Source organism: Staphylococcus sp. TCBT05, from assembly GCF_055179755.1.
The window spans coordinates 235,146-260,664 of the sequence record NZ_JBUQDQ010000038.1 but is presented as its reverse complement, the minus strand read 5'-3'; the positions used below and the strand labels follow the sequence as shown (position 1 = coordinate 260,664).

General features: G+C 33.6%; 19 protein-coding genes and 1 other RNA gene. 2 read left to right on the top strand and 18 right to left on the bottom strand.

Annotation, left to right across the window (positions count from 1 at the left end):
- Positions 1-29 precede the first annotated feature (29 nt).
- The 6 genes from alaS to sal(D) form a co-directional block, all read right to left on the bottom strand.
- The gene (alaS, locus tag ACY191_RS08340) at positions 30-2,660 is read right to left on the bottom strand and encodes an alanine--tRNA ligase (protein WP_229367254.1); all 2,631 of its coding nucleotides are present in this window, start codon (positions 2,658-2,660) and stop codon (positions 30-32) included.
- 361 nt (positions 2,661-3,021) lie between these two features.
- Positions 3,022-5,412 (bottom strand): SF1B family DNA helicase RecD2, encoded by a 2,391-nt coding sequence (gene recD2, locus ACY191_RS08335; protein ID WP_229367255.1) that lies wholly within the window; start codon positions 5,410-5,412, stop codon positions 3,022-3,024.
- A gap of 2 nt (positions 5,413-5,414) precedes the next feature.
- The gene (locus tag ACY191_RS08330; RefSeq protein ID WP_042738519.1) at positions 5,415-6,080 is read right to left on the bottom strand and encodes a tetratricopeptide repeat protein; all 666 of its coding nucleotides are present in this window, start codon (positions 6,078-6,080) and stop codon (positions 5,415-5,417) included.
- Positions 6,081-6,218: 138 nt separating this feature from the next.
- Entirely contained in the window at positions 6,219-7,331 is a 1,113-nt protein-coding gene (mnmA, locus tag ACY191_RS08325; protein WP_042738518.1) for a tRNA 2-thiouridine(34) synthase MnmA, read from the bottom strand.
- Positions 7,332-8,474 (bottom strand): cysteine desulfurase family protein, encoded by a 1,143-nt coding sequence (locus tag ACY191_RS08320; RefSeq protein ID WP_107511914.1) that lies wholly within the window; start codon positions 8,472-8,474, stop codon positions 7,332-7,334. It abuts the gene before it with no gap.
- A 60-nt stretch (positions 8,475-8,534) separates the two neighbouring features.
- Positions 8,535-10,169 (bottom strand): ABC-F type ribosomal protection protein Sal(D), encoded by a 1,635-nt coding sequence (sal(D), locus tag ACY191_RS08315; RefSeq protein ID WP_229367256.1) that lies wholly within the window; start codon positions 10,167-10,169, stop codon positions 8,535-8,537.
- Between the two features lie 283 nt (positions 10,170-10,452).
- Between sal(D) and ACY191_RS08310 the strand changes: the two genes are divergently transcribed.
- Positions 10,453-11,466 (top strand): LLM class flavin-dependent oxidoreductase, encoded by a 1,014-nt coding sequence (locus tag ACY191_RS08310; protein WP_042738516.1) that lies wholly within the window; start codon positions 10,453-10,455, stop codon positions 11,464-11,466.
- Between the two features lie 137 nt (positions 11,467-11,603).
- On the opposite strand, the gene ACY191_RS08305 is transcribed toward ACY191_RS08310, so the two are convergent.
- From ACY191_RS08305 to cymR, 3 genes are all read right to left on the bottom strand, one after another.
- Positions 11,604-11,762, bottom strand: a complete 159-nt coding sequence (locus ACY191_RS08305) for a hypothetical protein (protein WP_162846333.1) — start codon at positions 11,760-11,762, stop codon at positions 11,604-11,606.
- Between the two features lie 43 nt (positions 11,763-11,805).
- Positions 11,806-11,988 carry a CsbD family protein gene (locus tag ACY191_RS08300; protein WP_042738515.1) on the bottom strand — a complete coding sequence of 61 codons (183 nt, stop codon included), beginning with the start codon at positions 11,986-11,988 and terminating at the stop codon, positions 11,806-11,808.
- A gap of 173 nt (positions 11,989-12,161) precedes the next feature.
- Positions 12,162-12,581 carry a cysteine metabolism transcriptional regulator CymR gene (cymR, locus tag ACY191_RS08295; RefSeq protein WP_042738514.1) on the bottom strand — a complete coding sequence of 140 codons (420 nt, stop codon included), beginning with the start codon at positions 12,579-12,581 and terminating at the stop codon, positions 12,162-12,164.
- Positions 12,582-12,667: 86 nt separating this feature from the next.
- Between cymR and ACY191_RS08290 the strand changes: the two genes are divergently transcribed.
- Positions 12,668-13,951, top strand: a complete 1,284-nt coding sequence (locus tag ACY191_RS08290; protein ID WP_042738513.1) for a replication-associated recombination protein A — start codon at positions 12,668-12,670, stop codon at positions 13,949-13,951.
- A gap of 86 nt (positions 13,952-14,037) precedes the next feature.
- Here ACY191_RS08290 and ACY191_RS08285 read toward each other — a convergent pair whose 3' ends face one another.
- The 9 genes from ACY191_RS08285 to recJ form a co-directional block, all read right to left on the bottom strand.
- On the bottom strand, positions 14,038-14,811 hold the full coding sequence (locus ACY191_RS08285) for a tRNA threonylcarbamoyladenosine dehydratase (protein WP_042738512.1): 774 nt from the start codon (positions 14,809-14,811) through the stop codon (positions 14,038-14,040).
- Positions 14,812-14,966: 155 nt separating this feature from the next.
- Positions 14,967-15,157: non-coding RNA, 6S RNA (ssrS, locus tag ACY191_RS08280), on the bottom strand.
- Between the two features lie 71 nt (positions 15,158-15,228).
- On the bottom strand, positions 15,229-16,995 hold the full coding sequence (gene aspS, locus ACY191_RS08275; RefSeq protein WP_229367257.1) for an aspartate--tRNA ligase: 1,767 nt from the start codon (positions 16,993-16,995) through the stop codon (positions 15,229-15,231).
- 12 nt (positions 16,996-17,007) lie between these two features.
- Complete coding sequence (gene hisS / locus ACY191_RS08270; RefSeq protein WP_042738510.1) at positions 17,008-18,270, bottom strand: histidine--tRNA ligase; 1,263 nt, start codon at positions 18,268-18,270, stop codon at positions 17,008-17,010.
- Between the two features lie 335 nt (positions 18,271-18,605).
- Positions 18,606-19,481, bottom strand: coding sequence for an N-acetylmuramoyl-L-alanine amidase (locus ACY191_RS08265; RefSeq protein ID WP_229367258.1), 876 nt, complete (start codon positions 19,479-19,481; stop codon positions 18,606-18,608).
- Positions 19,478-19,930 carry a D-aminoacyl-tRNA deacylase gene (gene dtd / locus ACY191_RS08260; RefSeq protein ID WP_042738508.1) on the bottom strand — a complete coding sequence of 151 codons (453 nt, stop codon included), beginning with the start codon at positions 19,928-19,930 and terminating at the stop codon, positions 19,478-19,480. Before dtd ends, ACY191_RS08265 begins: the two co-directional genes overlap by 4 nt.
- Before the next feature lie 13 nt (positions 19,931-19,943).
- Entirely contained in the window at positions 19,944-22,133 is a 2,190-nt protein-coding gene (locus ACY191_RS08255) for a RelA/SpoT family protein (RefSeq protein WP_042738507.1), read from the bottom strand.
- A 346-nt stretch (positions 22,134-22,479) separates the two neighbouring features.
- Complete coding sequence (locus tag ACY191_RS08250) at positions 22,480-22,998, bottom strand: adenine phosphoribosyltransferase (RefSeq protein WP_042738506.1); 519 nt, start codon at positions 22,996-22,998, stop codon at positions 22,480-22,482.
- A gap of 12 nt (positions 22,999-23,010) precedes the next feature.
- Positions 23,011-25,290 (bottom strand): single-stranded-DNA-specific exonuclease RecJ, encoded by a 2,280-nt coding sequence (gene recJ, locus ACY191_RS08245; RefSeq protein ID WP_229367259.1) that lies wholly within the window; start codon positions 25,288-25,290, stop codon positions 23,011-23,013.
- Positions 25,291-25,519 lie beyond the last annotated feature (229 nt).

Sequence of the window (25,519 nt, the reverse complement as noted above, 5' to 3'; positions counted from 1 at the left end):
GTTACATTCTACATGACAATGGTTTTAAGTTATAGTGATTTAATATAATTTTTAATGAAACGTAATGATTCTGTGATGTTTTCAGGTTCAGTTCCGCCACCTTGAGCCATATCTGGACGACCGCCACCTTTACCACCAACTTGTGGAGCCATATTCTTAATAATATCACCAGCTTTGATTTTTCCTGTAAGTTCTTTAGGTACAGTGGCGATAAGAGAAACCTTTCCATCAACGTTACTAATTAAGATAATTACTGTATCTTGTAACTTCGATTTGAAATCATCCATCGTTTCACGAATAGCTTTTGCATTTGCAACTTCAACTTCTGTAGCTAATACCTTAAGTCCATTAATTTCTTCAACTTGATCTGTGATATCACCCATTTTTAGTGACGTAATTTCTTTATTACGTTGTTCTAATTGCTTCGTTAGTTCTTTTTCGTCTACTTGCATTTGCTGCACTTTATCAACCACTTGATCGTCAGATTTCACTTTTACAAGATCTTTAACAGCATTGAATTTTTCTTGAACTGCTTCTAAATATTGGAACGCACCTTTACCAGTCAACGCTTCAATACGTCTAACTCCAGCACCAGTACCTGACTCACTAACAATTTTAAACAACCCAATTTCTGATGTATTGTTAACATGTGTTCCTCCACATAATTCGATAGAATACGGTGACATATCGACTACACGAACAACGTCTCCATATTTTTCTCCGAATAAAGCCATTGCACCCATTGCTTTTGCATCTGAAATTGACATTTCTTTAATGTTTACATTGATGCTATTCCAAATTTCTTCGTTAACTCGACGTTCAACTTCAGCAATTTCATTATCATTCATTGGTCCAAAATGTGAAAAGTCAAAGCGTAGTCGATCACTTTCTACTAATGAACCTGCTTGGTTAACATGATCTCCCAATACTTCTTTCAAAGCAGCATGTAATAAATGCGTTGCGCTATGGTTTTTCTCAATAGCTAAACGTGCTTTTTGATTTACTTTAGCTTCTACAGTACTACCTTTTGTAACTTGACCAAATTGAACTTCACCTTTGTGGAGATTTTGACCATTTGGCGTTTTTGTTACTTCGTTTACAGCTATTTCAAAGTGTTCGTTACCAACTGTACCTTTATCAGCAACTTGACCACCACTTACCGCATAAAACGGTGTTTCCTCTAAAATAAAGTGAATGCTTTGACCTGCTTCTACAGATTCAACTAATGCACCGTCAAATAGTATATCAGTTATTGTTGTAGCTTGCTCCATTACATCATAACCGACAAAGTTACTTTGTGTTGTAATATTTTTCAATACTTCACTTTGTACTTGCATAGATTGCGTATTTTGACGTGCTTGTCTTGCTCTATCTCTTTGTTGTTGCATTTCTGCATCAAATGTTTCCATATCTACTGACAATTGTTCTTGTAGTGCAATTTCTTCAGTTAGTTCAATAGGGAAACCATAAGTATCATATAATTTAAATGCATCTTTACCGCTTATCTGATGGTTGCCTTCTTTTGCATTTGCAACTAAATTATTTAAAATTGCTAAACCTTCTTCTAATGTTTCATGGAAACGCTCTTCCTCAGATTTAATTACACGTTTAATAAAATCAGCTTTTTCAAGAACATTTGGATAATACGGTTCCATAATTTCAGCCACAATATCCACTAAACGATACATGAATGGTTCATTGATATTTAAAGTTTGACTGAATCTCACTGCACGACGTAATAGACGTCGTAATACATATCCACGACCTTCATTTGCTGGCAAAGCACCATCTGCAATGGCAAAGGCAATCGTTCTAATATGGTCAGCGATAACTTTAAATGCTACATCGTTGGCTTCAACTTCTAAATATTTTTTTCCTGAAATCTGTTCAACTTCATTAATAATTGGCATAAATAAATCTGTTTCATAATTCGTGCGAACATTTTGAGCTATTGATGCCATACGTTCTAATCCCATACCCGTATCAATATTTTTATTTGGTAACGGCGTATATGAGTGATCTTTGTTATGATTGAACTCACTAAATACTAAATTCCATACTTCAAGATAACGCTCATTTTCTCCACCTGGATACATTTCCTCTGCTGGGTCATTAGCACCAAATTGCTCTCCTCTATCATAAAAAATCTCAGTATTAGGACCTGAAGGACCTTCACCAATATCCCAGAAATTTCCTTCAATACGAATGATTCGACTTTCCTCTAAACCAATCTCTTCATTCCAAATTTCATAAGCTTCCGTATCTTCAGGATGAATCGTGACATATAGTTTTTCTGGCTCCATTGCCATCCATTTATCACTTGTTAAAAATTCCCAAGCAAATGTAATTGCTTCACGTTTAAAGTAGTCCCCAATTGAAAAATTACCAAGCATTTCAAAGAATGTATGGTGTCTTGCAGTGAAACCTACATTTTCAATATCATTTGTTCGAATTGCTTTTTGAGAATTTACAATCCTTGGTTTTTTAGGTGTTTCACGGCCATCGAAATATTTTTTTAAAGTCGCTACTCCTGAATTAATCCATAATAGCGAATCATCATCAATTGGTACTAAAGGTGCTGATGGTTCAACCATATGTCCTTTTTCAACAAAATAATCTATAAAACTTTGTCTAATTTCACTTGCTTTTAGATTTTTCATCCTTAAATATCCTCCATCTCATCTCATGTTCTGCACAATTCCAGTAATACTATAAATCAGCAAATAAAAAACGCCCATCCTCATAAAAGGGACGAACGTTTCGCGGTACCACCCTAGTTATAAGTAATTAGTAAATTAATAATATTTAGTCATGTTATCAATCGGACTACATGGCATCACATCATCAAAATCCACCAATTCTCACTTATCACTCAATTAGTTCTTATGTTTACTGACATAAAGTAGCGTTCAATTATGTTAACTGTACTTCTCAGCGACCAGTACATCTCTATAGGGTTTAACATAATTTACTCATCTTTATGCAACGTTAGTTATATTGTATTTATTTTCCGCCTTATTGTCAATCTTCTATAAAATCATAAGGCGAAATTTGGCCCATATTAATCATTGGGTCAATTTTAAACATTGTTGTTTCAGTTAAAACCGTATCGGCATCTACATATTCATTTATTTGTTGTGCTTCTGTATCCGCTTCTTCATTATTGAAATAATCCTTTAAAAATGAACAAAGTTGAGTCAAACGCACTTGTCCATGTGTGTTCAATCCTATTTCAAAGGCTTGTGGATCTCCTAAAAATACAAGAGACTGTTTAGCTCTCGTTAATCCAGTATATAATATAGGCTTTTGTAACATTCTAAAGTATTGTTTGACCATAGGCATAATGACGATTGGAAATTCAGACCCTTGTGACTTATGAATAGAAGTACAATAAGCATGTGTTAACTCCATTAAATCTTGTCTTGAAAATGTAATTTCATTTCCTTCAAAATCAACGACTAAGACGTCTTTATTCAAGGCATTTTCCTTTGCCCAAAATATACCTACAACAACACCAATATCACCATTAAAAATATTATCGCTAGGTCTATTCACAAGTTGCAATACTTTATCTCCTTTACGAAATATCACATCACCAAATTCTATTTCTCTAGAATCTTTTTGTTTAGGATTAAGTATAGATTGCAACACTGTATTGAGCTTTTTAATACCGGCTGACCCTTTATACATAGGCGCTAATACTTGAATATCACTCATGTCATAGCCTTTCTTCACTGCACTGCCCACAACCTTTTCGACTACAGTGGGAATTTGTTCAGTACTACAATTAATAAAGTTACGATCGTGATAACGTTGGCTTATATCAATAGGTTCGTTTAATTTCATACGATGTGCTAATTCAATGATACTTGAACCATCTTGCTGGCGATAAACTTCAGTTAAATTCACACGTGGCACCACTTTTGAGTCAATTAAATCCTTAAATACTTGTCCTGGTCCTACTGATGGCAATTGGTCTTCATCGCCTACGAGTACAATTTGTGCATCTATTGGTACAGCATTCATAAATTGGTGAAATAGCCACGTATCAACCATTGACATTTCATCTATAATGATTAATTTGGCTGATATCTCGTTATCCAAGATATCTTCAGGTTGGGTATCTTGATTCCAACCTATCAAACGATGAATCGTCATAGCTTCAAGTCCTGTTGCATCTGCTAGACGTTTCGATGCCCTTCCAGTTGGCGCACCTAATACAACTGGATAATCATCATTTTTATAGTCGTCATAATCTAGAGATAACCCATGTATTTCAGCATATAATTCTACAATACCTTTAATTACTGTAGTCTTACCTGTACCTGGACCACCTGTTAACAGCATTACCTTTGAATTAATTGCAGTTTGTAACGCTTCTCGTTGTGACTCAGCATAATTAACATCATTTCTCGTTTCAATTTCACCTATCTCTAACAATAGATCTGACTGTTCAATTTCCTTTAATTTGTTAGTATAAGTAAAATTACGATACAAGTTTTGGACACTTTTTAATTCAGAATAATACAAACTTGGTATTGCAACTTCAGTGTCTTGACGTATTAACTTATCTGCATCTACAAGTTGTTGCATGACTTCTTCTAATTGTTCGTGGTTAATTATTTCTTGTGGTTGATTCGACAACATGTCACTGGTCATATCTAACACAGTTTGTGTTGGCAAGTATGTATGTCCTTGTTTGATACATTCTTCCTCTAGAACATAAAGCACACCAGCTTTCAATCGTTCAGGATCATTGAATTGTATTCCAACGTTTCTTGCTAAAGTATCCGCCTTATTAAAACCTATTCCTTTAACATCGTAAACGAGTTGATAAGGTTTTTGTTCAACTATCGTCAATGTTTCACCAAGATAAGCTTGATAAATAGACATCGCTAATTTGGGACCAAAGCCTAAATCATGTAGCCTGATAATGATTTGCTCTGTTTCCTGATTACTCGCAATTTGTTCAGCTATTTGCTTTTGTTTCTTTTTTGGTAAACCAGGCACATTTTCTAGAATAGTTGGATCATTCAATATATCATTGATTGCATTTTCGCCTAGTTTATTAACAATACTTTGCGCTGTCTTTTTTCCGATACCTTTAAATAAATCACTCGACAAGTAACTAATTATCGCTTCTTTCGTTTGTGGTAATTCCTTTTCAAATGTTTCTGCTTTTAATTGCTTACCATACTTTGCGTGCGTCACTATTTGACCTTTAAAGGTATATACGTCTCCTTCAGCAATATCTGGAAAGAACCCTACAATTGTAGGCATCGAATCAAAATTTTCATTTGTTTCAATCGTATCGACCTTTAAGACGGTGTAGAAATTTTCTTTATTTTGAAAAAGTATAGCATCTACTGTGCCTTTAATCATTGATTGATTAAATAATGTAGGGTCCTCCATAATTACTCCTCCTCTGCAATAGCTTTAAATGTCTTTATTGCATGTTGACTCATTAAATGTTCTGGATTTACGGCAACTGCTTGTTCAAAATAAGCAATAGCCTTTGATGTATCTTCCGTTTGCATATATGTCGCCAAACCTAAATTGTATAACGCATCCGTATGTGTAGGTTCTACAGAAACAACATGCTCTAATTGTTTGATTGCAGCATCAAACATTTCTAAATGGCACAACACTAACCCATACTGAAATTGAACCTCAACATCTTGACGTTCATCTAATTCTGCAGCTGTCATTAAGAATGGCATTGCTTCTTTAAAAGCTTCTAAATGATTGAAAGACATGCCAATCATATAATTTGTATCTACCTTATCGATGTTATATTTTAACGCTTGCTGATAAAGCTTGATTGCTTCTTTAAATCTACTTTCATTGTAGTATACATTACCTAAATTGTAGTAGATAGCTCCATTTTCAGGATCAATTGTAATCGCCTTTTGGAAGAATTTTTCTGCTTTTTCAACTTCCCCTGCTTCAGCAATTAATATGCCTGCGTTAATATAATTTTCAACTTGTTGTGGATCTTGCTCAATATTGTTAAATAACGCAGCTAAGGCCTCTTCAATTTTTCCTTCTTTAATTAATTCATAAATTTGTTCTTGCTCCATTGTAACCCTCATTTCTGAGATTTTATTATAACATTGCGGCATCATAAATATATTTACATTGCCAAAAAGAAATCGCTAGAAACTATCTTCTACATAGTATACTAGCGATATTAAATCATTGCCAATCTATTTGATATATTAAACTACATAACTTAACTGACCTGATTCTTTAAATACATCATCAATAGTAGCGCCGCCTAAACATACATCACCATCATAAAAGACAACGGCTTGTCCAGGTGTAATGGCTCTTACTGGTTCATCAAAGGTCACACGAATAGCATTTTCACTTTCTTTTCTTACAAAGACCTGTGTATCCTTTTGACGATATCTGAATTTTGCAGTACAAGCAAATCCTTTTTCTAAATCAACCGCATTGATAAATGATGCATCTGAAGCAATAAGATAATCACTGTATAATGCATCATGATGGAATCCTTGTTCAACATATAAAATATTGTCGTCTAAATTTTTGCCCACAACAAACCATGGATCTCCATCTCCACCAATACCTAAGCCATGACGTTGACCAATCGTATAATACATTAATCCAGCATGCATACCAACCTTTTCACCTGATAGCGTACGCATTTCGCCAGCTTGTGCAGGTAAATATTGCGATAAAAATTCTTTGAAATTACGTTCACCAATAAAACAAATTCCAGTAGAATCTTTTTTCTTAGCTGTTGCAAGCCCCGCTTCTTCAGCAATTTTACGTACTTCTTTTTTATCAATATCTCCAATAGGGAACATGACATGTGACAATTGTTCTTGAGATAATTGATTTAAGAAGTAAGTTTGATCTTTGTTGTTATCAACACCGCGAAGCATTTCTACATGTCCATCTTCGTGACGGCGAATTCTAGCATAATGACCTGTAGCTACATAATCGGCACCTAATTTCAATGCATGTTCTAAAAATGCTTTGAATTTGATTTCTTTATTACACATAACATCTGGATTGGGTGTACGTCCTTTTTTATATTCATCTAAAAAGTATGTGAATACTTTATCCCAATATTCCTGTTCAAAATTCACCGCGTAATACGGTATACCAATTTGATTACATACAGCTATAACATCATTATAATCTTCTGTAGCAGTACAATAACCATTTTCGTCTGTATCGTCCCAATTCTTCATAAAAATGCCGATGACATCATAACCTTGTTCTTTTAATATGTGAGCAGTAACGGAACTATCCACGCCACCTGACATGCCGACTACAACTCGTGTATCTTTATTTGACAACTAAATTTCCTCCTTGAATTTATGGTATATTTTATGGATTTCTGTAGCTATATATTTAACTTCTTGCTCTGTAGTTAATTCATTAAAACTAAATCTCACTGAATGTTTCGCTCGTTCATCTGTATCAAACATCGCTACTAGTACATGCGATGGCGTAGTAGTTCCAGCAGTACATGCGGAACCAGAAGATACATATATATTCGATAAATCTAATAATGTAAGTAATGTTTCTACATCAATAAAAGGGAAGTATAAATTAACAATATGACCTGTCGAGTCAGTCATTGATCCATTAAATTCAAATGGTATTGACCGCTCTTGCAATGATACTAAAAATAAGTTTTTCAAATTCAACAAATGCACATTATTTGTATCACGTTGTGTATCAGCTAATGTTAAGGCCTCTGAAAAACCTACAATCTGTGGTAAATTTTCTGTACCAGCACGTCTTTTCGCTTCTTGGTCACCGCCTAATTGTGTATATTGAATTGGTGTGTTTTCTTTTAGTAATAATGCACCCACACCCTTTGGACCACCGAATTTATGTGCTGTAATACTCATAGCCGCAATATCAAACTCATTAAACTTGATATCTAGATGACCAATTGCTTGAACTGTATCAACATGGAGGAGTGCATTAGACTCTGCAACAATTGCATCAATATCATACATTGGTTGAACAGTACCCACTTCATTATTTACAAACATTATAGAAACGAGAATAGTTGATGGCGTCAATGCTTCCTTTAATTGATCTAATTGTACTATTCCCTCTTTATTCACATCTAGATATGTTACATCAAATCCCTCGTGCTCAAGTTGTTCAAATACATGGAGTACAGAATGGTGTTCAATTTTTGTCGTAATAATATGATTCCCTTGCTCACGTAACTGATATGCAATACCCTTTATAGCAGTATTATTAGATTCTGTTGCACCACTTGTAAATATAACTTCACTCGGTTTAGCGCCAAGTATCTTGGCTACATTTCTACGTGATTCATCTAAATATTTTCGTGCATCTCGTCCCAAACTATGAATAGATGAAGGATTTCCATAATGACCTGTATAAATATCCATCATTTTATCGATTACTTCCTGCTTTACAGGGGTTGTTGCAGCGTAGTCTGCATATACTTCCATGTTTGACACTCCTTAAATTTTTATCAATGTTCCAATGATAGCACCATCTAATTAAATTTTCTAGTTGTCTGTTTCAAAATGTCCGAATTCATCTATCGACTTATAATCATCTAATAATTTTAATGTATCATCCACCATATTGGGTGAATGCTTCTCTGATAATGTTAAATTCATTAACCTTTTATCTTTAATTGTCCAATGTGTCGCTGTAATTTGAGATTTCAAGTATTCATCATGCGTCACAATCATTACTTGTCCTGCAAATTGCTTTAGCATCTGTAATATTAAATCTTGCGTAGCAATATCGAAGTAATTGGTTGGTTCGTCGAGAATTAATAAATGTGGATTTGAGAAATATAATAATACAAACTGTAATCTACTTTTCTCTCCCATAGATAATTGAGAAATTGGAAGGTTTATTTTTTGGTTATCAAATCCAAATGACGCTAATATCGTTTGTGCTTGACTACGTTCCATACCCTCCATGTTTAATAACATTGTTAATGCTGTGCTGTCATAATTTAAATTGTCATTTTTTTGGTCAAAATAAGCTATTTTTAGAGAAGGCGTTATATAAATATCACCCTCATCTGGTATTATTGACTGCTTGATAATTGAGATTAATAATGATTTTCCACTACCATTCGGGCCAGTAAGTATAATATTTTCATTATCTTTAATTTCGAAATTTGCATTTTGATAAATATTCTTACCATCAATAGTGATGCTAAAATCATATAATTGCATTAAATATTTTTTATTTAGCGCATCTTGATTCTCAAAATGGAAGTGACGATCATCCGACTTAGGCTGTTGGACTTTAATCTTTTCAAGTTTTTGATTGATTTGTGATTCTTTAACCTTTGCCTTTTGAGCTAATTTACTCAAACGCTTTTGCTCTAACGGATTACGAACACTTGCAGATTGATTCGCAGTTTTATGCCAATTTTTAACTCTTTCTACGGTTGCTTCCAAAGCTTTTATTTCTTTTTGCTTTTTCTCGTATACCTTTTTTTGAGTTTCTCTTTCAACATCTATAATGGATTTATATTGACTATAATTACCAGTAAATTTTCTTGTAGCTTGTGGTGTAATTTCAATAATGTGCGTTGCAGTTTCGTCGATAAATCCTCTATGATGTGACACGTATAATATACTTTGCTTTGCTTGCTTTATATAATCCACGACAATATGAATCATTTGTTTATCTAAATGATTTGTTGGTTCATCCAACAATATTAAATTTTTTTCTGAAATCATTGCTCGAACTAATGCTACTTTGGTTTGTTGTCCGCCGCTTAACTGCCCCATTTGTTTATCTAAATCTGACTCTTCTAAATTTAATTGCTTTGCTTGTAAAATGATTTGTTCTTCTATTTCATATCCATTAAGTTCTATATAGTCACCAATTTTTTCATAATCAGTTTGCATAGCAAGTTTAATATCTAATAATTCTGGATACCACGACATAATATAATTTATTGCCGTTTCATTTTTATACTTCGATAATTCTTGATCCATCAAATACGTTGAATCATTATATTTATTGTAAATTGCATTGAGTAATGTTGATTTACCTACCCCGTTATCACCAACAATTGCTATATGTTCACCTGGTTCAACACTTAAATTAACCTCTTCTATTAATGTCTTGCCGAACCTTTCAAATGGCTTTTCTGTAAAATAAAAAGACATACCAATTCCCCACTTTCATGGATATGACATGTCAACAGTAAAATTACATTACTTATTCTGTTATTAATAATAACGAGCCTGTTTAAGACATAGACATATCCCATAATTTTATATTTGCTTTAGTTTCTAATTTGTTTATCTTATGAGTTTTATCCATTGTCCTAATTTAAGCCACCTAACGTTTTAATTTGGATATAGTATAACAGTGAGCAATATTTTACGCAAGTTTTAAAACGACTGTTATACTTCTTTATATTAGAAACACCGAGGAGGAAATAATAAAATGAAAGATGTAAGACTCTCTGCACTAAACTTAGTGCCTATTCGTGAAGGTCAAGATGACAAAGATGCTATTAAAGATATGGTTAAACTAGCGCAAAACCTTGAAGCATTAGATTATGATCGATACTGGATAGCTGAGCACCATAATGCTCCTAATTTAGTGAGCTCAGCAACTGCATTATTAATACAACACACTTTAGAACATACATCTAAGATAAGAGTTGGTTCTGGAGGTATCATGCTACCAAACCATGCGCCATTAATCGTAGCTGAACAATTTGGTACTATGGAAACAGTTTTTCCCAACCGTGTTGATTTAGGATTGGGACGTGCACCTGGTACTGATATGATGACAGCAAGTGCATTAAGAAGAGATCAACACAATGGCGTTTACGAATTTCCAGATGAGGTAGAACAGTTAGCCACTTATTTCGGACCAAGTAACCAACAGTCATATGTCCGTGCATACCCAGCAGTGAATAAAAATGTTCCTCTTTATATTTTAGGTTCTTCTACTGATTCTGCACATTTAGCTGCAAGAAAAGGATTACCCTATGTATTTGCAGGACATTTTGCCCCTCAACAAATGAAAGAAGCAATGTCAATTTATAAAGAATTATTCGAACCATCAGAAGTATTGCAAGAACCTTATATGATTGTTTGTTTAAATGCAATAGTTGCAGATACAGATGAACAAGCATACTACCTTGCTTCCACTCAAGCACAAGTAATGGTTAGTATTACTAGAGGTAAAATGCAACCTGTACAACCACCAACTGATGATTTGAAAGGATTATTAACACCAAGAGAATTTGAAATGGCACAACAAAGATTAAATCAATCCTTAATTGGTTCTGAAGAGACAGTAAAGCAAAAATTAGAAGCATTTATTGAGGTTTATGGAGAAATAGATGAACTAATGGCAATAAGTTATGTATACGATCAAAATGCGCAATTAGAGTCATACAAAAAACTTAAAAATATCATCGACACGCATTTCACTGATAATAAATAAGAACTATGACCAACTAGCACATTGCTAAAAATATAATGTGCTGGTTTATTTATTAACTTGTATAAACTAAGCTATATAAGGCAAAAAAACTGTCGACAAAACAATATTGTCGACAGTTTTAAAATATAATAGCTATTTTATTTTTCGTTGTCTTTATCTTTATTATCATCACTGCCACCAGTGAATTTGTCAATTTGTTCAGACGCTTGTTTCGCCTTTTCATTATCTGAATCCTTTAATTTGTCAGAAACTGTTTTTGCAGCTTCTTTCGCTTTATCTAAGAAATTCTCAGCCATGGTAATGTTCCCCTTTCGGATTTAAACTAAAGTTATATAAATTTTATTTTTTAAATTTATCAATAGCTTCGTTTGCTTTTTGTTTTGCATTTTCAACGACTTCTTTGGCTTTGCCAGATTTTTTGTCGTCTTTTCCTTCATTTTCTAAATCTTTATTGTCAGTAACATTACCGACAGTTTCTTTTACATTGCCTTTGGCTTGTTCAATCTTGCTTTCATCAGCCATTTAAAAAACCTCCTTAGCGATGTATATGTTTGTTATATACCACTTTTAAAATTTAATTAAACATAATAATTAAATCTTTAAAGACGCTAAATAATTTATAAGGCTGAATTTATAGAAACCATCTACTTTATAATCGATTAAAAGACAACAATGTTATCAAATCATTATATTAATTAAATATAGAACATATATCCATCTAAATTATTTGTCTCTTTATAATCAGCTAAATATTTTAGTGTTGTATTATCTAATACTTCTCTTACTGCATCTCTCATACGAATCCAAAGTTGTTTTTGTGCTGGTGGTTCAGATTCAATACTTTCTACAAATGTAATTGGCCCTTCTAATAAACGAATAATATCGCCCGCTGTAATTTCTTCGGCTGATACTCTAAGTTGGTAACCACCCTTAGCACCACGAACACTTCGAATTAATCCAGCGTTTCTCAATGGACCCACCAATTGTTCAAGATACAAATCACTTAAATTATTCTCTTCCGCGATAGATTTTAAAGAAACACACCCTTGGCCTTGCTTTTTAGCTAAGGATATCATTAGTGTTAATCCATATCTTCCTTTTGTTGAAATTTTCATTATATAACCTCACTTAATTCGAATACTATATATTAACATTCTATCATTTTTTACGTTAATATAGAATTAGAAAGGTGTGAAAGATTGTGACAAACGAACCCCTCGCTTCAAGAATGAGACCTAATAATATTGATGAAATAATTTCTCAACAACATTTAGTTGGTCCAAAAGGCATTATTAGAAGGATGGTTGAAACAAAACGATTATCTTCTATGATATTTTATGGTCCACCTGGAATCGGCAAAACAAGTATCGCTAAAGCCATTTCAGGAAGTACACAATTTAAATTTAGACAGCTTAATGCTGTTACAAATACTAAAAAAGATATGCAACTTATTGTGGAAGAAGCAAAAATGTCAGGTCAAGTGATTCTGTTATTAGACGAAATTCATAGATTAGACAAAGCGAAACAAGATTTTTTATTGCCACATTTAGAAAATGGAAAGATTGTGCTCATTGGCGCCACAACTTCAAATCCATATCATGCCATCAATCCTGCCATTCGTTCGAGAGCACAAATTTTTGAATTATATCCATTAAATGACGATGATATTAAACTTTCATTAACACGTGCACTAGAAGATAGTGAACGTGGTTTAGCACAATATCATCCAGTAGTAGATTCAGAGGCAATGACTTATTTTTCTACACAAAGTCAAGGTGATGTAAGAAGTGCACTTAACGCGCTAGAATTGGCAGTATTAAGTTCTGAGGTTAGCGAAAATAAGCAACGCATTATTACATTACAAGATGCTAAGGATTGTTTACAAAAAGGTGCATTTGTTAGTGATAAAGATGGAGATATGCACTATGATGTGATGAGCGCCTTTCAAAAATCAATTCGCGGAAGTGATGTGAATGCTGCTTTACATTATTTAGCTAGATTGATTGAAGCTGGAGACTTACCAACAATAGTTCGAAGATTACTAGTTATTGCTTATGAAGATATTGGGTTGGCATCACCAAGTGCAGGTCAACGTACTTTAGCTGCCATTGAATCAGCAGAAAGACTAGGCTTTCCAGAAGCACGCATTCCCTTAAGCCAAGCTGTTATTGAACTCTGTCTCTCTCCAAAATCTAACTCTGGCATAACAGCCATTGATGCGGCATTATCTGATATTCGCAAAGGCAAAATAGGACAAATACCTGACCATTTAAAGGATGGTCACTACGCCGGTGCAAAAGAATTAGGCCGAGCTATTGGCTATAAATACCCACATAGTTATGAAAACGGATTTGTACCTCAACAGTATTTGCCAAGCAAATTAAAGCATAGTATCTATTATCAACCTAAAACTACTTCTAAAACCGAGCAACAATTTAAAACAATATACGACAATATTTTAGACTCTCAACAAAAACTAAAATAACATGTTTATAAAAATAACAGCAGACAAGAACAATCTAATCCACTTTGTTCTAATCTGCTGTATTTTTTAACTGTACATAAATTATACTATTGCTTTCTATCTTTAATTCGCGTAACTGATATATCTTTTAAAATATCATTGACAACGTAGCTTGCACATATCAACCCTACGACACTAGGGACGAAGGCGTTAGAAGATGGTGGCATTTGTCCCTTTCTAGTAGGAGCATTCGCATCACCAACAGTTTCCTTGACGTCTTCTCTAATAACGATAGGACTTTCATCGGAGAAAACTACTGGTATCCCCTTTTTAATACCAGCTTTTTTCAATTTTTGTCTGATAATTTTTGCCATTGGATCCATGTGTGTTTTTGAAATGTCAGCAATTTGGAAACGCGTCGGATCAGTTTTATTGGCAGCTCCCATGCTTGAAATTACTTTGATGCCTCTTGCTAAACATTCTTTCATTAAGTGAACTTTATAAATAATTGTATCACTTGCATCAACAAAATAATCGATATCATAATTATTAAATAAATCTTCATATGTTTCCTCAGTATAGAACATGTGAAGTGGCGTGACTTTACATTCTGGATTAATTAATTTGATACGCTCTTCCATTAACGTCACTTTACTTTGACCAATTGTAGATGTTAAAGCATGTAGTTGACGATTTACATTGGTAATATCCACATCATCTTTATCAATTAATATAATATGACCTATATTTGTTCTTGCTAAGGCTTCAGCTGCAAATGAACCAACGCCACCTACACCTAATACTACGACCGTTTTATCCTTTAATAAATCTAGGCCTTCTTGTCCATAGGCCAATTCATTACGTGAAAATTGATGTTTCATTGTCATACTCCTCATTAAAAATTTAACTTTTACTTCACTTTTATTATATCATGCTACCACTTTTTTCAATTTACAAAAATAGTAACATCCCAATTTATAATTTAGATTAATATTAAAATACAAAAAAATACGCAAGACCGAAGTCTTGCGTACCGATAGAGTCCGTCTGTGCCGTAGTTGTAAAGTGCTTGATCATTCGGCCTGTTCTAAACAGGTGGGTGCCCTGTTTCTTGTGTTGCAAGTCCTCCTTTAGAGGCGTGTGCGCTGCAAGAAAACCTATTGGGCTCCCTGATCAAAGAGTGTTAGGCCCAAATAAAAAGCAAACATACGAACACTACAGATGACTATCTTATGGACATATCATACCACATAATTCGAAATAAGCAAGAATAAAGACTTTTATAAATAACTTATTAATTAATGGCGGATACGTAGTGATAATTCTTCAAGTTGATTATCAGATACTTCACTTGGAGCATCTGTTAATAAACATGATGCGGATGCTGTTTTAGGGAATGCAATTGTGTCACGTAAATTTGTACGACCTGTTAATAACATAACTAATCGGTCTAAACCAAGCGCGATTCCGCCATGTGGTGGTGCTCCGTAATTAAATGCATCAATTAAGAATCCAAATTGTTCTCTAGCTTGTTCTGGTGTGAATCCTAGTACTTCAAACATTTTTTCTTGTAATTCACCATTGTGAATTCTGATTGAACCACCACCTAATTCATATCCATTTAAGACAATGTCATAAGCATTGGCTTGTGCATTTTCTGGTTCAGTATCTAATTTTGCAATGTCTTCTTGTTTCGGTGCAGTAAATGGATGGTGTGCTGCTGCATAACGCTTAGTATCTTCATCATATTCTAATAATGGCCAATCTGTTACCCATAAGAAGTTTAATTTAGTTTCATCGATTAATTCTAATTCTTTTGCTAGTTTAAGTCTTAAAGCACCTAAACTTTGCGCTACTACACTTGGTTTATCAGCAACAAATAATACTAAATCTCCTGCTTCAGCTTCAGTTAATTCTTGTAATTTTGCAACATGATCTTGTTCAAAGAATTTAGCAATCGGTCCGTTCAAGCCGTCTTCAACAACTTTAACCCATGCCAATCCTTTAGCACCATAAATTCCAACAAATTCAGTTAATGCGTCAATATCTTTTCTTGTATAATGGTCAGAGGCACCTTTAGCCACTATTGCTTTAACTTGACCATTGTTGTTAACTGTATCTTTAAATACTTTGAAATCCATGATTTCGCCTAATTCTGATACATTGATTAACTCCATATCAAAACGCGTGTCTGGTTTATCCGAACCGTAACGTTCCATTGCTTCATGATAAGTCATTCTAGGGAATGGTCGTGGAACTTCAATGTTTTTAACATCCTTTACGACATTCTGTAACATTTCTTCGCCCATATCCATTACGTCTTCTTGATCTACGAAACTCATTTCAATATCAACTTGTGTAAATTCAGGTTGTCTATCTGCACGTAAATCCTCATCACGGAAACATTTAACGATTTGATAGTATTTATCAAATCCACTAATCATTAACAATTGTTTAAATATTTGTGGTGATTGCGGTAAAGCATAAAATTCACCTTCGTGTACACGTGAAGGTACTAAATAGTCACGCGCACCTTCTGGCGTAGATTTTGTTAAGACTGGTGTTTCAATATCATAAAATCCTGCCTGATCTAAATATTGTCTAATTGAACGTGTTGTTTGGTGACGCATTTTAAATGTTTGAGCTAATTCTTGTCTTCTTAAATCTAAATATCTATATTTTAAACGGATATTTTCATCAACATTTTGATTTTCCTCATTTAAAGCAAATGGAGGTGTTTCTGATTTGTTTATAATTTGAATATCAGATACTTGTACCTCAACTTGTCCAGTTGCAATTTTAGGGTTTACTGTTTCAGGATCACGTTTTTTAACTACCCCTCTTACTTCAACAATGTACTCAGATCTTACAGTTTCCGCTACATGTAATGCTTCTTCTGAAAAATCCGGATTGAATACAATTTGTACATATCCTTCTCTATCACGTAAGTCTACGAATATTAATCCACCTAAGTCTCTACGGTTGTGTACCCAACCTTTAAGTACTACTTCTTCTTCTAAATGCGCTTCAGTTATCAGTCCGCAATATGTTGTACGCTTAGTCATTTCATCTTCTCCTTATTTTTTGAAATAATTAACAATTTCAGATAATGTAATTTCTTCAGATTCACCTGTTTGCATATTCTTTACATTAATTTTGTCGTTTTCTAATTCTTGGTCTCCAACCACAATAGTATAATTTGCATTCAAACGATCCGCTTGTTTCATTTGACCTTTAATTTTTCTACTTAAATAATCTTTATCAGCACGGACACCTTGCTTACGTAAATCATTTAATAATTTAACCGCATATCGATCAGCTTGTTCACCCATAGTTACAATAAACAAATCGAAGTCTTTGTCTACGTCTAATTCAATGCCTTCTTCTTCAAGTGCCATTAATAAACGCTCAATACTCAAGGCAAATCCAATGCCAGTTTGATTCGGACCATCTAACAATTCAAGCAATCCATTATAACGTCCACCACCACATAACGTAGTTATTGCTCCGTCAAAATTTGGATTATCTATCATCAACTCAAATGCTGTATGCGTATAATAATCAAGACCTCTAACAAGATTTGGATCTTCAACGTAAGGAATTTCTAAGTCATCTAAATGTTGTTTCACTTCAGCAAAGTAATTTTTTGATGTTTCATTTAAATATTCAGTAATTCTTGGCGCTGATTTGACCGCTTCTTTATCTCTATCTACCTTACAATCCAAAATTCTCATAGGATTTGTATGCAATCTAGATTGACAATCACTACAGAAAGTGTCGATGACTGGCTCAAAGTGTTTAACTAAAGCTTCATTGTATTCTTTACGTGAATCGATATCACCAATACTATTGATGACTAATTTTAAATGTTTTAAACCAAATGATTCATAAATGTGCATCACCATTGCCAACACTTCAGCATCCATTGCAGGATTTTCAGCACCAATTGCTTCAACCCCGAATTGTGTGAATTGGCGATAACGTCCCTTTTGCTTTCTTTCATAACGGAACATTGGCCCATTGTAATATAACTTTACAGGTTGGTTTGGCAATCCTTGCATTTTATTTTCAATGTATGAACGTACCACGGCGGCAGTACCTTCTGGTCTAAGTGTCATACTTCTATCACCTTTATCAATAAAGGTATACATTTCCTTTTGAACGACATCTGTAGAACCACCGACACCGCGTGCAAATAATTCTGTACTTTCAAAAATTGGTGTTCTAATTTCTTGATAATTGTAAAATTCCATCAATTCATCCAATTTAGTTTCAATGTAACGCCATTTTTTTGTTTCTTCTGGCAGTATATCTTGAGTACCTCTAGGTATATTTATCATAGAATCTCTCCTTTTTAACAATAAAAAAGTCCCTTGCATGACATTATAGTCATACAAGGGACGATGTTCTCCGTGTTGCCACCCTAATTGGCCATAAATTTCTTATGACCCACTTTAAAACGAAATAACGTTCGTTACACGACTTTATAAAATAAAGCACCTCTTCTTGTGTTATATTACTAAGTTACTCAGCATAATCTTTCAGCCTCGAATTATGTCTCTACACATTTGTTAAAATGCTACCTCTTTCATTTAGTAATTTCAAGAATCATAACGGTTTTAATATAGAATTCATATTCAATAATAACGACTTTATTATCAATATGCAACCTTTTTTATTGAGAGAAATAAGATTTCAGTCCATCTACGACTGCTTTTTCCACAATATGACGATGAAGTTGATCTTGAATCATATCTTCGTCTGTTGGGTTGCTGATATAGCCTAATTCTAGTAATACGGCAGGTACATTGGTTTGTCTCAATACTTGGAAATTCTCTTGTCTTGCACCTTTATTAGTTAATAAAGCTCTCTTCTGCAAGCTTGCACTGATTGTTTCTGCTAAAGCTTCTTGGTTATCTTTGTACCAATATACGGTACTACCATTAGCCTTTGATGATTTTAAAGAATCATTATGTATGCTTATATATGCGTCACCTTTAATATTTCTATCGTCAAGACTTACATAAACATCGGATTCACGTGTCATATTTACTACTGCGCCTTCCTTTTCTAACAAGGCCTTTAATTCCTTTGCAGTTTTTAAAGTATACACTTTTTCCTTACTATGCTTTTTTGTATTACTTGAAGCTCCCTGATCACTACCGCCGTGACCAGGGTCAAGTACTATTGTTTTATCTTTTAAAGGTTTAGCATTCGGATTGGCATCTGCTTGAATATCTAAATTCGTATGCCAACCTGCTACCCAACCTTTCTCTTTACCATTACTGGATTCTACCTGAATCCACTTACCTGACTTATTAATTTTATGGAAGTTTTGTCCTTTGTAAATTGGATCAATCACTGGATAAATTGCGCTCGGTCCAGTTCTTAATTCCGCATCTTCTGTAACATAAATTGTACTGCTATCTTCACTATTATGATTTAAGAAAGAAATGATCATAAAAATAAAGATAATAAATGCTACTACGACAATTAGTGTGGGAATGTTTCTGAGATTATTATTTTCTAACCAAGTATTGAATTTTTTCATATGATTTTGCCATCCTGACTTTCATATATAATTGTTACAGGGCCATCATTGGCAATATTAACGAGCATGTCTGTACCAAATTCTCCCGTCAATACATTGACTCCATAAGAACGCAATGCGTCATTAAACTTTTCATAAAATTCATTTGCTTGTTCTGGTGGCATAGAACGTGAGAATCCTGGTCTATTTCCCTTTCTCACATCTGCATATAATGTAAATTGAGAAATAGATAAGATCTCACCTTCTATTTGCTGAATATTGAGATTCAGCTTACCTTGCTCATCTTCAAACAGTCTTGCATTAACGATTTTTTTAGCTAATGCTTCAATATCCGCTTCTGTGGATTCACTACCAATACCAACTAATAAACAATAACCTTGTTTAATCTGATTATCTATTGTTCCATTAGAAACTGAAGCTTCTTTTACTCTTTGAACCACTATTTTCATGTATGTTGCACCTCTAATTCCAAACTCTTGTAACCGTGTAAACATCACCAAGTTGTTTTATTTTTTCAACTACTTGATATACTTCGTTCACATTTTTAACCATAACACTAATATTAATTACGGCATTTTTATCTACATCTGAACGTCCAGAAACTTTAACTAAATTACTCTGCGTTGAATTTACAGCTTGTAATACTTCGTTTAAAAGCCCGTTGCGATCATATGCAGAAACTTCTAAATCTACTTGATATCTTTGTGTAGAATCCTTTGAACGTACCCATTCAACATGAATAAGACGATCATGTTCATTTTTTATATTCGGGCAATCTGTTCTATGTACTTTGATACCGTGTCCTTTAGTGATATAACCCACAATATCATCTCCAGGTATTGGATTACAACATTTTGACAGTTTGATCAAGACATTTTCGATACCTTCAACATATACACCACTATCAGTAGTTATATCATCCTTTATTGGAACTGACTTTGTGATTTCTTGTGCTTCATTTAAAGCTTTTTGCTTTTCTAATATTCTTTGCTTTTCTGTCAATTTGTTGACAATTTGCAATGCAGTTACGCCACCGAATCCTACGGCTGCAAATAAGTCCTCTTCATTAGCAAAGTTATATTTATCATTAACAATTTCGATATTGTCATCAGTCAACACATCATCTACTCTAAATCCATGATCTTTGATTTCAGCCTCAATCATAAATTTACCTTTTTCAATATTTGATGAACGGTCTTGTTTTTTAAAGAAGCTTCGAATTTTACTTTTGGCACTAGATGACTTAACAATCTTCAACCAGTCACGACTTGGACCATATGAATGTTTACTCGTACGTATTTCAACAATATCACCGGTTTGTAAGACATAATCAATTGGTTCAATTTTTCCGTTAACTTTCGCACCTATCATCTTGTTTCCAACTTCACTATGAATTGCATAAGCAAAATCAATTGGCACCGCACCATAAGGCAACTCAATAACATCACTTTCAGGCGTAAAGGCATAAACTTTATCGCTTTGCAAATCAAATTTCAACGTTTCCATAAACTCTTCAGCATCAGAAGTTGTATTATCAGTCTCAGCTAATTCCTTTAACCAATTTAATTTTTTATTAAAGCTTTGTGTCTTTTCATTAACCTTTTTACCTTCTTTATAAGCCCAATGTGCTGCAACCCCGTGTTCTGCAATTTCATGCATTTCAAATGTACGAATTTGAATTTCTAATGGGTCTCCATTTGGACCAACTACCGTCGTATGTAACGATTGATACATATTTTGTTTTGGCATGGCAATATAATCCTTGAATCTGCCTGGCATGGGTTTCCATAATGTATGTACTAAACCTAAAATGGCATAACAATCATTGATAGAATTAACAATCACTCTTATTGCCAATAAATCAAAGATTTGATCAAATTGCTTTTTCTGTTTAACCATTTTTCGATATATGCTATAAATATGCTTTGGTCTACCACTGATATCACCTTGTATATTCATAGATGACATATCTTGTTGAATGTTTTCAATGGCATTTTGAATGTATTCTTCACGCTCACTACGTTTCTTTTTCATGAGGTTAACGATTCTAAAATATTGCACACTATCAATATATCTTAAAGATGTATCTTCTAATTCCCATTTAATCGTATTGATACCTAAACGATGCGCTAAAGGTGCATAAATTTCTAAAGTTTCTTTAGAAATTCTGATTTGTTTTTCTCTTTTCATTGCCTTTAGTGTTCTCATATTATGTAATCTGTCGGCTAATTTTACTAAAATAACACGAACATCTTTTGCAATAGCGATAAACAGTTTTCTATGGTTTTCAGCCTGTTGTTCTTCTTTTGAACGATATTTTACTTTTTTTAACTTGGTTACACCCTCAACGATAACCGCAATTTCCTCATTAAACATACCTTTTACATCATCAAATGTATATGGCGTATCTTCAATTACGTCATGTAAAAAACCTGCAACAATCGTAGGTCCGTCTAAATGCATTTCTGTTAAGATACCAGCCACTTGAATGGGATGCATAATATAGGGTAGTCCATTTTTACGAAATTGACCTTCATGTGCCTCATAAGCAAGATGATAACTCTTTAATACATACTGATAGTCTTCCTTTGAAAGATATGATTTTGCTTTGGATAATACCTCGTCAGCACTATATGGATATTCATTATTCACATTAGACACCCCCACACGTTTGATTATTTTTTAAATTAACGTCAATTTATTTATCATTGTGAGCTATTAATAGCAACTGTTTAATTCAATCGTATTTTAACTCATTTTATACAAAATTCGAATAATAGTTATATGATACTACATGTTTTAAAATAAATAAATGAGTTCCCACTACTAATAATAAAATGTATTAAAAATTTAACTCGATTACAATTACTGTGTAACAAGAACACAAAAAATTCTGTCAAATTCTAATAAATGACTTAGGTTTTAATGCAATAAAATAAAAGCCAAATGACTACACTTACAAACTTAAATGTCTTCATCTGACTTTTATTTAAATGATTTAGTCTTCGTATGAAATTAAGCTCATTACATCGTAATCCTTAATTTTTTCAATACCATTTAAATATTTTAATTCGATGATAAATGCAATACCTACTACGATACCACCTAATTGTTCAACAAGTTTAATCGCTGCTTCAATTGTGCCACCAGTTGCCAATAAATCATCTGTTATTAAGACACGCTGTCCTGGTTTAATCGCATCTTTATGCATCGTTAAAATATTCGAACCATATTCTAAATCGTATTCATAACGTATAACTTCTCTTGGTAATTTGCCTTCTTTACGTACAGGAGCAAATCCAATCCCCATCGAATATGCTACTGGACATCCAATAATAAATCCACGAGCTTCTGGACCGACTACCACATCAACATTGCGTTCTTTCGCATAGTTTACGATTTGATCGGTAGCATAACCATATGCCTCACCATTATCCATAATCGTTGTAATATCTTTAAAGTCTACACCTGGTTTTGGCCAATCCTTAACCTCAGAGACATATTGTTTTAAATCCATACATAGTTCCTCCTAATTATCTTTCAATTCTGCCTTAATCCACTGTTTAAGATTACTAAAATCTTCATAAAGCATGAGTTTTTCAACTGCTATTCTATCGAGTCTACCTTGATAATATTTACTTGATTCAATTTCCCTTTTAGTTGAAGTTTGATTCATAGATATTATACCATTTTCATCTTTTATAAAGTCCAAGTCCATAAAAACTTTCAAGATAAACTTGAGCATTGTTGGCTCAACATTTAGAAACTGACATAGATGCATGCCATCTTTTGCTAAATTAATTTGCCCTTTCGATGCAATTGCTTTGAAGCAATTTTTAAAAGTTTCCATTTTAGGCATACCTTCAAAGTATACCGAACGCTCATGATTTAACACAAGATAAATTTGTGAAACATTGATACTTTTTAGTGTATTTTTTAAATGATTTATTGATTTCGGCAAATCTCTTAAGACATATTTATTATAATCTTGTTCTATCGTTTCACCATAAACATAATAGTTGTCAGCAACTTTGTCACTTGATTGATGGACTAAATATGCAATATCTGCTTCATCACCTTGAAATTGATTCACTTTGCTTTTACTTCTATAATCTAAAATTTGCAAACTATTATTAGCCAAATCTTGAATCATAAATTGTGGTGATTGAAAGCCATTCCATTCATTAATTTGCAATGTTCCAATCACATTAATTGGTTGCCCGTCACCAAGCTCTTGAACTAAATGGCCATTTTGCCAAAATATAGCTTGTAATTTCTCTTCACCCATTGTCAATTTCAAATGTTTCTTATCTTGCCCAATCGCTTTTGCTTGTTGCACTATTACATCTTCTAATTCAAAACACGGACTGGTAAAATCCGAACCAAACGGTCTCAACCTTTGTATATCTTGAATGTTTTTCAATGTAATTTCAGATTCCTCAATAGTTGTATCTACATGCTTTCGTGGCTCTAATGATGTCGTTTGCTCAATTTCTGCCATAGAGGCATTAAGAGCTTGACGTAATGGTTCTACATTCTCGATTGCTAACGTCATTCCAGCAGCCATATGGTGTCCACCAAATTTATCAATTAACGATGCATGCTCAGTCAAAATTTCAAACATTGATACTTGTTCAATACTTCTTGCAGATCCTTTAGCATGTTGTTGTGCCTCATCAATATTTAGAATTAAAGTTGGCAATGCATAGGTTTCCACTATTTTTGAAGCAACAATACCTAGTACACCTTCATGCCAATCAGCTTGTGCTAATACTAAGAATTTATTGCCATTTTGCACTTGTTCTTCGGCAACCTGTAATGCTTCTTCTGTAATTTGCGCTACGATATCCTTTCGCTCCTGATTGAAAAATTCAACCTGATCAGCATAAAATTCAGCTTCTTCTTCATTATCACACATTAATAATTCTGCAGCTAAAGTTGCATCTTCCAATCTTCCTACAGCATTCAACCTAGGGCCAATAATAAATCCAATCGTTTCTTCATTAATTTCATCGTTATAGTCAGCTTGCTTTAAAAGCGCCTTAATAGCAGGTGGACAATGATTAATTAATACATTTAAACCTTGTTTAACTAGAGTTCTATTTTCATCGGTTAATGAAACTAAATCTGCGATCGTACCAATTGCCACTAATCCTAAAAATGACACTGGAGGTTGTTCAAGTAATGATTGAGTTAATTTATACGCTACACCCGCGCCACATAAATACTTAAATGGATAGTCAAAATCAGGATGCATTGGATGCACAATTGCAAAAGCGTTAGGTAGTGTTTCACCTATTTCATGGTGATCTGTTACAATCACATCAACACCTAATTCCTGTATCATTTCAATTTCTTTATGCCCTTGGATACCATTATCTACAGTAATAATTAATGATACACCTTCGTCGTATGCATTTTTAAAGGCCATCTCATTAGGACCGTAACCTTCTGTAAAGCGATTAGGTATATACCAACCTACATGGGCACCTAACTCTCTTAATGCCGTAACTAAAATGGTCGTCGATGTTACACCGTCCGCATCATAGTCCCCATATACAAGTATTTTTTGATTTTGATCGATAGCTAAATTGATACGTTCAACTGCTTTTTGCATATCGCTCATCGCCATCGGATTATGTAGCACACCATCATCACTTAAAAGTGATTCTATCGTATTAGCATCTGTAAGGCCTTTACTTTCTAATATCTTTTTTACAATTGGAGTTAGTTTATATTTTGATGCTATATCATCCGTAATCTTTGATTCGGGATGTTTAATATCCCAAGCATACTTCGATTTAATCATAAGATTATCCCTCATTTCCACAAGCAATTATACAAAAGAAATAACAAAATAAAAAGTACTTACATTTAATGAAGCTTGTCAATTATAAAATCATTAAAGAAAAGCCTATAGGAGATAAATCTTAGATAATTCACTTGTTAATATATTTAACAGTTTTTAACACTTATTATATTTATAGAACTTCATTTTGAAGACAAACTATAGAAATGCCAGCTCAACAATAGACCAT

Bases quoted from the DNA above. Each gene is read 5' to 3' on its own strand.
- alaS (WP_229367254.1), bottom strand. From the start codon at position 2,660: ATGAAAAATCTAAAAGCAAGTGAAATTAGACAAAGTTTTATAGATTAT.
- recD2 (WP_229367255.1), bottom strand. From the start codon at position 5,412: ATGGAGGACCCTACATTATTTAATCAATCAATGATTAAAGGCACAGTA.
- ACY191_RS08330 (WP_042738519.1), bottom strand. From the start codon at position 6,080: ATGGAGCAAGAACAAATTTATGAATTAATTAAAGAAGGAAAAATTGAA.
- ACY191_RS08320 (WP_107511914.1), bottom strand. From the start codon at position 8,474: ATGGAAGTATATGCAGACTACGCTGCAACAACCCCTGTAAAGCAGGAA.
- ACY191_RS08310 (WP_042738516.1), top strand. From the start codon at position 10,453: ATGAAAGATGTAAGACTCTCTGCACTAAACTTAGTGCCTATTCGTGAA.
- ACY191_RS08305 (WP_162846333.1), bottom strand. From the start codon at position 11,762: ATGGCTGAGAATTTCTTAGATAAAGCGAAAGAAGCTGCAAAAACAGTT.
- ACY191_RS08300 (WP_042738515.1), bottom strand. From the start codon at position 11,988: ATGGCTGATGAAAGCAAGATTGAACAAGCCAAAGGCAATGTAAAAGAA.
- cymR (WP_042738514.1), bottom strand. From the start codon at position 12,581: ATGAAAATTTCAACAAAAGGAAGATATGGATTAACACTAATGATATCC.
- ACY191_RS08285 (WP_042738512.1), bottom strand. From the start codon at position 14,811: ATGAAACATCAATTTTCACGTAATGAATTGGCCTATGGACAAGAAGGC.
- aspS (WP_229367257.1), bottom strand. From the start codon at position 16,995: ATGACTAAGCGTACAACATATTGCGGACTGATAACTGAAGCGCATTTA.
- hisS (WP_042738510.1), bottom strand. From the start codon at position 18,270: ATGATAAATATACCTAGAGGTACTCAAGATATACTGCCAGAAGAAACA.
- ACY191_RS08265 (WP_229367258.1), bottom strand. From the start codon at position 19,481: ATGAAAAAATTCAATACTTGGTTAGAAAATAATAATCTCAGAAACATT.
- dtd (WP_042738508.1), bottom strand. From the start codon at position 19,930: ATGAAAATAGTGGTTCAAAGAGTAAAAGAAGCTTCAGTTTCTAATGGA.
- ACY191_RS08250 (WP_042738506.1), bottom strand. From the start codon at position 22,998: ATGGATTTAAAACAATATGTCTCTGAGGTTAAGGATTGGCCAAAACCA.
- recJ (WP_229367259.1), bottom strand. From the start codon at position 25,290: ATGATTAAATCGAAGTATGCTTGGGATATTAAACATCCCGAATCAAAG.